Origin of the sequence: Acinetobacter sp. YH12151 (assembly GCF_013418355.1) — a bacterium.
In the GTDB taxonomy this organism is placed as follows: Bacteria; Pseudomonadota; Gammaproteobacteria; order Pseudomonadales; family Moraxellaceae; genus Acinetobacter; species Acinetobacter pseudolwoffii.
In genome coordinates this window covers 1-8,333 of sequence record NZ_VPCG01000070.1, presented here as the reverse complement: position 1 = coordinate 8,333, position 8,333 = coordinate 1, and the positions used below count along the sequence as shown (strand labels likewise).

At 44.8% G+C, this 8,333-nt stretch carries 6 protein-coding genes and 2 pseudogenes; 5 read left to right on the top strand and 3 right to left on the bottom strand.

The features are described from left to right. Positions 1-123: 123 nt before the first annotated feature. The 3 genes and pseudogenes from FTU82_RS14960 to pilG all read right to left on the bottom strand — a co-directional run. Positions 124-315: pseudogene (locus FTU82_RS14960) on the bottom strand (chemotaxis protein CheW); the annotation flags it as partial. Positions 316-320: 5 nt separating this feature from the next. Continuing rightward, entirely contained in the window at positions 321-689 is a 369-nt protein-coding gene (locus FTU82_RS14955; protein ID WP_005097847.1) for a response regulator, read from the bottom strand. 27 nt (positions 690-716) lie between these two features. After that, entirely contained in the window at positions 717-1,100 is a 384-nt protein-coding gene (gene pilG, locus FTU82_RS14950) for a twitching motility response regulator PilG (RefSeq protein WP_005097851.1), read from the bottom strand. 270 nt (positions 1,101-1,370) lie between these two features. Between pilG and FTU82_RS14945 the strand changes: the two genes are divergently transcribed. The 5 genes and pseudogenes from FTU82_RS14945 to FTU82_RS16055 all read left to right on the top strand — a co-directional run. Further along, the gene (locus FTU82_RS14945; protein WP_180049570.1) at positions 1,371-2,018 is read left to right on the top strand and encodes a hypothetical protein; all 648 of its coding nucleotides are present in this window, start codon (positions 1,371-1,373) and stop codon (positions 2,016-2,018) included. A gap of 51 nt (positions 2,019-2,069) precedes the next feature. Continuing rightward, complete coding sequence (locus FTU82_RS14940) at positions 2,070-3,197, top strand: efflux RND transporter periplasmic adaptor subunit (RefSeq protein ID WP_180101566.1); 1,128 nt, start codon at positions 2,070-2,072, stop codon at positions 3,195-3,197. Between the two features lie 24 nt (positions 3,198-3,221). Beyond that, a complete protein-coding gene (locus FTU82_RS14935) occupies positions 3,222-6,329 on the top strand; it encodes an efflux RND transporter permease subunit (RefSeq protein ID WP_180101564.1) in 3,108 nt (1,035 codons plus the stop codon). A 96-nt stretch (positions 6,330-6,425) separates the two neighbouring features. Then, a complete protein-coding gene (locus FTU82_RS14930; protein WP_180101562.1) occupies positions 6,426-8,141 on the top strand; it encodes a proline--tRNA ligase in 1,716 nt (571 codons plus the stop codon). A 104-nt stretch (positions 8,142-8,245) separates the two neighbouring features. After that, positions 8,246-8,333: pseudogene (locus FTU82_RS16055) on the top strand (transposase); the annotation flags it as partial.

Below are 8,333 nucleotides of genomic sequence, written 5' to 3'. Positions count from 1 at the left end.
TTCATGCACGTGTAGCAGTCCTCAACAGATTTACGGAATTAGGTCGACCACTTACCCAAGTTACGCCTTAAATTTGGCTCAATTAGGGGCGCTTTGCATTTCAAATCTTTGTGCAACAAAGCCTGTCTTGGGTACCGGCGTATATTTTGGGGGATAAATAACTTCTGATACTTCCCCCAGCGGAGCAACAAAATATTGCCCCATCATCTCAAAAGCAATGCCCGACCATCGGTTCACTTCATTGTCATTGGAAACGTAGTTTTTATTTCCCCGTTTCGCAATGCGAAGCAATTCGATAAATCCATTTGCTGCCATAGAGCTTATCCTGCATTGAGGTGTTGCTTAATTACTTCTATTAATTGTTTTTCATCTACTGGTTTTGTTAGATAGTCTGCTGCACCCTGACGCTTGCCCCACACGCGGTCAGTGGCCTGATCTTTGGTACTGACAATCACAATTGGAATGTGTTTGGTGGTCGCCCCACGCGCAATCTGACGGGTCGCCTGGAATCCGTTTACGCCCGGCATCACAACGTCCATCAGGACCAGATCAGGCAATTCAGCCTGTGCCATGGTGACGCCATCGGCCCCATTGGCTGCTTCAATCACCTCAAAGCCATGTTTAGAAAGAATTTCTCTAAAGCGAAAAGTTTCTGTCGGTGAGTCATCCACAATTAGGATACGTGCCATGCCAATTCCCCAAAAAAAAATCAAATATTAAGCACTAATATGGTTACGGATTGCGTTCAGCAATTCATCTTTACTAAAAGGTTTGGTCAGGTATTCATCTGAACCCACAACACGACCTTTGGCCTGATCAAATAAACCATCTTTACTTGATAGCATAATCACAGGAATATTCTGGTAATTCTGAGAATTTTTAATTAACGCGCAAGTTTGATAGCCATCTAGACGCGGCATCATGATGTCTACAAACACGATATCTGGATTTGCTTCGGCAATTTTTGACAAAGCTTCAAATCCGTCGACGGCAGTAATCACTTCATAACCTTCGCGCTGAAGAAGAGTTTCCGCGGTACGACGAATGGTCTTTGAGTCATCAATAACCATAACTTTTAGATTTTGGAATTTATCGTCCATTTGTTTAACCCTTCCCATTTTAGAAACTATTATGCCATAAGGCTCATAGGATTATTTTATTACGATCGATAAACATTTTTAACATAAAGTCACTTGTATTATCAACGAACATTTTCTACACAAGTAGACAAAATCAGTTATTTTTAACAACAGCTTCACACTTTACCCACGCCGATGTTTTTTTTTGACTAACGGTAGTTTTTAATTCGTAAATTTAAGTCTAATATAACAAGATTATTACTTTAAAATAAGTAATTTAGGGAGCCAATGATGGGTCAGTTTTCAGAAAAACTTGCTGTCATTGATAAAAATAAAATGACTGGTCAATTCATTGTTGCTGTGCTGTTACTATTACAGGTGACCTTAGCTTGTGCCAACAATAACCAAATCCAGCCAAAGGCCACTTGGTACCGCTATTACGATAGTAAAGGCGTGGCCAATATCAGCACTAATGTGACGCCCAATCATATTCGTTACGGTTATGAAGCGCTTGACCAGAATATGCAGGTCATTAAACGTGCTCGTCCTTATAATGCCGAAGCCGATATCAGACAGGCTCCCCAACGTGCTCAACAGGCCAAGCGGATCGCCGAAGACAATAGACTGAAGCGAGCGTACAACAATAGTCAGACCGCCTTACAGAAAAAAAATGACAGTCTGCTACAGTTAAAAAAGCAAATTGATTTTCAGCAAGAACAAATGAAGCAATTGCAAAAAGATCGAGTGATGTTTGTACGCCAAGAACGTGAATATTTACGTAAAGGTAAGGCTCCACCGGCACACCTGAAAACCACACTTGAGAATAATCATAAAAATCTCATTTCCCAAAAAGAAAATATTCAATCTTTACAAAGTCGCTATCGAAATCTGGAAGCAGAATACGACAAAATTATCGCCCGTTTAAAAGCACTTGAATAAATACAGATAGCTTGTGTTGGTTTTAAACCACAATAAGCTGTAAGGACTCTTATGCAAACTGCACCACATGCTCATGGTTTAAATATGCCTTCTCCGCGCTCTATCCTAATCATGAGTGCACTTTGCTTAAATATGTTATTAGTGGCTTGTGATAAAAATGAACCCGTACAGCAAGCCGAAACACCCACATCCATTGAAGTCATTCCTCAAGACCTAATTGCAGTACAGTCCGGCAACTCAGTTCAAAAAACAGCGTTTACCGGCACGATTCGGGCTGTCAATCAAAGCAGTATTCAGGCACAGGTGTCTGCCACCGCCACCAGTGTCAATGCCCAAGTCGGTCAGACCGTCTCCAAAGGTCAGGTGCTGGTACGGCTAAACAATCAGGACAATGCTGCCCGACTGGCACAGGCACGTGCCAATCTGGCCTCTACCCAAGCTCAGGCCAATCAGGCTCGAAACATGATGCAACGTAAAAAGCGTCTACTCGATCAGGGCTTTATTTCAAAAGTAGAATATGAACAGAGTCAGGTCGATTATCAGGCACAGCTGGAAAATGTACGTGCCCAGCAAGCCAATGTCGATATTGCCGAGAAAGCAGATCGTGACGGAACCATGACCAGTCCGATCAGTGGCGTGATTACCCAGCGTCAGGTGGAACCTGGCCAAACCGTGGCGATTGGACAAACCCTGTTTGAAATTGTCGATCCTAAACAGCTGGAAATTCAGGCACGCGTGCCTAGTGACCTACAATCAAACTTAAGGCTAGGCAGTCAAGTCGAATACAGCATTCAAGGCAATCCCAATCGGCTCACTGCAGTGATGAGCCGGATTTCCCCGATCGCCGATCAGGCCAGTCGCCAGATCGAATTCTTTGCTACGCCGAATGAAACAATTCCCTCTTTAAGTATCGGTTCCTTTGTAGAAGGCAATATTTTGAGTTCACGCCAAATCAGTGGGCAGATTATTCCCCTAGATACGCTGCAGGATATCCAGAACAAACCCTATGTCTGGGTGATTCGCCAGAATAAACTTATCAAGGTCAATGTGCAGGTACTGGAACAGCGCTATAACGACAATATTGCGGTGGTCAAAGGATTGGAAAGCACCGATCGGGTCAGCCGAATTAGATTTAGCGAAGCCGATCTACAAAAAACTGTCACACTTCGCTCGAACTAAAGCGCCTCACACAGGATCATTGACATGTGGTTTACCCGAATTAGTGTGAAGTATCCAGTTTTCACCATTATGATGATGTTCTGTCTGATGGTATTGGGACTGGCTTCCTGGCAGCGGATGGGCGTTGAAGAATTTCCCGATGTCGATTTTCCCTTTGTGGTGGTGTATACCAACTACCCGGGCGCTTCTCCAGAAACGGTCGAGTCAGAAATAACCAAGAAACTCGAAGATCAGATCAATACCATTTCTGGTTTAAAACAGGTGATTTCACAGTCCAGTGAAGGCCTGTCGATGATCACCACTGAGTTTAATCTGGACGTACCTTCTACCACAGCCGCTCAGGATGTGCGGGATAAAATTGCCTCTGTGACTGCTGAATTTCGTGATGAAATTCAGGATCCGATTGTCGAACGTTATGATCCAACCGCAAATGCGGTCATGTCGATCGTATTTGAATCCAATAACATGGATATCAAAGCACTCAGTTCTTATCTGGATCAGCGGATTGTACCCCAACTGCGCACCGTTGCCGGCGTGGGAACGGTGAATTTACTCGGCGATGCACAGCGCCAGATCCGGATTCAGGTAGAACCGCAAAAACTGCAAGCTTTTAGCCTTGGTGTAGACAGTGTCATCAATACCTTAAAGGCTGAAAATATTGAAGTTCCAGGCGGCACACTCAAATCTGGCAACTCGGAACTGGTGATTGAGATCAATTCCAAAGTGCTGCATCCACTGGCCTTCGGCGATCTCATCATCGCCAATAAAAATGGCGTACCAATTTTCCTGAGACAAGTCGCAGAGATCCAAGACAGTCAGGCAGAACTAGAATCTGCCGCCTTTTTAAATGGCAAAACCGCAGTTGCGATTGATATCCTGCGTAGCTCGGACTCTAACGTGATTGAGGTGGTCGATAGAACTTACAAAACTTTAGAAAGTATTGAGACCCAGCTTCCTCAGGGGACGACCTTGCAAGTGGTAGTGGATTCTTCCAAAAGTATCCGGGGCACCATTGGCGATGTAGCCCGCACCATTATTGAAGGTGCGGTACTTGCCGTGCTGATTGTTCTGCTATTCCTTGGTTCATTCCGCTCCACTGTGATTACCGGTTTAACTCTGCCGATTGCATTATTAGGTACTTTGACCTTCATCTGGGCCTTTGGCTTCAGTATCAACATGATGACCTTGCTGGCGTTATCCTTGAGTATTGGCCTGTTGATTGATGATGCGATTGTAGTGCGAGAAAATATTGTCCGGCATGCCGACATGGGCAAAGATCATGTGACTGCCGCACTGGATGGCACCAAAGAAATTGGTTTAGCTGTTCTGGCCACCACCCTGACCATTGTCGCCGTGTTTCTGCCGGTGGCCTTTATGGGCGGGATTATTGGTCGTTTCTTTTATCAGTTCGGGGTTACAGTTAGTGTGGCTGTGCTGATTTCGATGTTTGTTAGTTTTACTTTAGATCCGATGCTTTCTGCACATTGGGCCGAAAAGAAAAAAGATCCAAATAAAAGACCCGGACGGGTGAAACGTTTCTTTAGCTGGATTTCTGGCAAGCTGGACAATTTAAGCCATGTCTATGAAAAGCTGCTCAAACTGGCGCTGCGCTTCAGATTCATTACCTTAATGATTGCCGTAGCTTCATTATTTGGTGCCTTGGGATTATCGAAACTGATTGGCACCGAATTTGTACCGGTTCCTGACAAAGGCGAAATCCGCATTAAGTTTGAAACACCGGTAGATTCTTCGCTTGAATACTCACAAGCCAAACTGCAACAAGTCGATCAGATTGTCCGTCAACACCCTGATGTTAAAGCAACTTATGGCGTAATTAATGGTGTAACTGACCGTGGTAAAAACCACGTCAGCCTGCGAGTGACCGTGACACCACGGATCGAACGCGAAAAAAGCCTGACCGAGCTCAACAATGAGTTTCGACAACGCCTGCAATCGGTTGCCGGGATCAGTATTACCTCGGTTGCATCTGCCGATGAAACCGTTTCGGGTGGTCAAAAGCCAATTATGATCTCGATCAAGGGCCCCGACCTGGATGAACTGCAAAAAATTTCCGATCGTTTTATGACAGAGATTGCCAAGATTGACGGTATTGTCGATTTGGAAACCTCACTGAAAGAACCCAAGCCGACACTCGGCGTGCAGATCAATCGTGTCTTGGCCAGTGATTTAGGATTATCCGTGAATCAGATTGCCAATGTGGTTCGTCCACTGATTGCCGGTGATGATGTCACCACCTGGCAGGATGAAAAAGGCGAAACTTATGATGTGAATTTGCGCCTGACGGAAGACCAGCGCAGCTTGCCACGTGATTTACAGAACATGTATATCACTTCAAATAAAACCGATGCCAATCATCAGCCGATTCTGATTCCACTTTCGAGTGTGGCCAAGTTTGAAGAAAAACTCGGTGCTTCACAAATTAACCGCCGTGATCTGGCACGTGAAGTTCTGATAGAAGCCAATACCGCTGGTCGTCCTACAGGAGATATCGGCACGGATATCAGCCGGCTACAAGCCAATTTTGATATGCCGCCAGGTTATAGTTTTGATACCCAAGGTTCAAATGCCGATATGGCAGAATCCGCAGGCTATGCCCTGACCGCCATCACCCTGTCGATTGTGTTTATCTACATTGTGCTGGGTTCACAGTTTAATAGCTTTATCCATCCTGCGGCGATTATGGCCTCCTTGCCATTATCCTTGATTGGTGTGTTCCTGGCGCTGTTCCTGTTTAATTCCACCATGAACCTGTTTTCGATTATCGGGATTATCATGCTAATGGGACTGGTGACCAAGAATGCGATTCTGCTGATCGACTTTATTAAAAAAGCCATGGATCGCGGTGAAGAGCGTTATGATGCGATTATTGCCGCGGGGAAAACCCGACTGCGTCCCATTTTAATGACCACCAGCGCCATGGTCATGGGTATGGTGCCCTTATCCTTAGGGCTGGGTGAAGGCGGTGAACAAAGTGCGCCGATGGCCCATGCCGTGATTGGCGGGGTGATCACCTCAACCCTGCTCACTTTGGTGGTTGTCCCCGTGATCTTTACCTACCTGGATGACTTTAAGAATTTTATGCTGCGTCAGATGCGTAAAATCATGGCATAATTTAATGCAACACAATGAGGTGACATTCCCAAATGCTCATCTCATTTTTTATTGTATAATCTCTGCTTTAACGCTTAATTTTTTAGGACAGTTTCCATGCGCGCGAGTCGCTTTTTATTTGCAACGTTAAGAGAAACCCCGAACGATGCTGAGGTTATTTCCCATCAGTTGATGCTTCGTGCCGGTATGATTCGTAAGTTGGCTTCAGGTCTGTACACCTGGTTGCCGATGGGCGTTCGCGTATTAAATAAAGTTGAAGCGATCGTTCGCGAAGAAATGGACAAGGTCGGTTCACTTCAGGTCTATATGCCGGTGACTCAACCTGCGTCTTTATGGGAAGAATCAGGTCGTTATGTACAATACGGTCCTGAACTGTTACGTTTCAATGACCGCCACGGTAACCCGTTTGTACTGGGTCCAACCCATGAAGAAGTCATCACTGATTTAGCACGCAATGAACTAAAAAGTTATAAGCAGCTCCCTGCCAACTTCTATCAGGTGCAAACCAAATTCCGTGACGAAATTCGTCCGCGTTTTGGGGTAATGCGTTCACGTGAATTCATCATGAAAGATGCCTACTCTTTCCATGCCAATCAGGAATCATTGCAACAAACCTACGACGACATGTATGCAGCCTACTGCAAAATCTTTACTCGTCTTGGTTTAGATTTCCGTCCGGTTCAAGCAGATACCGGTTCGATTGGTGGTTCAGGTTCACACGAATTCCATGTACTGGCTTCAAGCGGTGAAGATGATATCGCATTTTCGACCGAATCAGACTACGCCGCCAATATTGAAATGGCTGAAGCCGTTCTGATCGGCGAACGTGCGGCACCAACTCAAGAACTTAAACTGGTTGATACGCCAAATCAAAAAACCATTGCGGATGTATCTGCCTTCTTGGGCACGGATCCAGCTCACTCAGTAAAAGCATTGCTTGTTCAAGGCATTGCAAAAGAGGATGGTTCTGTTCCTGTGGTTGCTTTATTCCTTCGTGGCGATCACGAACTGAATGAAATTAAAGCCGAGAAGCATGCACAAATTGCAGCTCCACTCACTTTTGCAACCGAAGAGCAAATCGCAGCACTTGGCTTGACGGCTGGTTTTGTAGGCCCACAAGGTCTGGTTGAAAAAGGTGTCACCGTCATTGTTGACCGTGCAGCATCAGTATTGTCTGACTTTGTTGCAGGTGCTAATACAGCTGACAAGCATGCAACCGGCATAAACTGGGAACGTGATGCACAGTTCACTGAAGTTTATGACTTGCGTAATGTAGTTGAAGGTGACCCTTCTCCAGATGGCAAAGGTACACTGCAAATCAAACGTGGTATCGAAGTGGGTCATATCTTCCAGTTGGGTCAGAAATACTCTGAAGCATTGGGCTGTAAAGTCTTGGGTGAAGATGGCAAACCATTCACTGTGACCATGGGTTGCTATGGTATTGGGGTAACACGTGTGGTTGCGTCTGCCATTGAACAAAACTTTGACGAGAAAGGCATTATTTGGCCAACTGCCATTGCCCCGTTTGAAGTGGCCATTGTACCGATGAATGCACATAAATCACCACGCACAGTAGAAGCAGCTGAAGCGCTTTATACTGAACTCACTGCTGCGGGTTATGACGTAATTCTAGATGATCGTAACGAACGTCCAGGCGTTAAATTTTCTGACCTTGAGTTGACCGGTATTCCACACCGTATTGTGATTGGTGAAAAAGGCTTGGATGCAGGTACTTTTGAATATAAAGGTCGCCGTGATGCTGAATCTGTAAATATTTCCAAAGAAGAGTTGTTGGCTAAAATCGCTAAATAATTTTGCTTTCTTAATAAAAAATCCCGTCAAGTGCGGGATTTTTTGTTTTTTTTAACTTAACAGAATTTATAGTCAAATCATTATAAAACTAATACAATGGTGCAATGAGTTATTCAGAACATTTTAGACGTAAAATTTTAGCTAAGCTTGAGGAAGGTTATTCTATTCGAGCGGTAGCTGCACAATTTGAAA